The sequence below is a fragment of the Novosphingobium umbonatum genome, assembly GCF_004005905.1.
Taxonomy (GTDB): domain Bacteria; phylum Pseudomonadota; class Alphaproteobacteria; order Sphingomonadales; family Sphingomonadaceae; genus Novosphingobium; species Novosphingobium umbonatum.
This window is the reverse complement of record NZ_SACO01000085.1, coordinates 1-253: the sequence shown is the minus strand read 5'-3', so window position 1 is coordinate 253 and position 253 is coordinate 1. Positions and strand designations below refer to the sequence as shown.

The window sequence follows — 253 nt, the reverse complement described above, 5'->3', positions numbered from 1 at the left end:
AGTACATCAACGGCTTCTACAACCCACGTAGGCGCCATTCATATCTGGGCGGCATCAGCCCCCTCGCATTCGAGGCCAAGGTGGCATAGTGAGATAGGTGACCGGCACAAAGCCGTTACAAGTCCAGTTCGCCACATATCTTGGGCGTCCCCCCGATACTGCGACGGTAGAAGAACTCCGGCAATTCCAGGTCGAACAGCGCGAGGCGGGCATAGGGATCCCGACCATGAACAGCATCGTTTCTGCGCTGCGC

Annotated in this window: 1 pseudogene; it reads left to right on the top strand. The window is 58.1% G+C overall.

The features are described 5' to 3' along the window. Nucleotides 1-124 precede the first annotated feature (124 nt). A pseudogene (locus EOE18_RS18905) lies at nt 125-253 on the top strand (integrase); the annotation flags it as partial.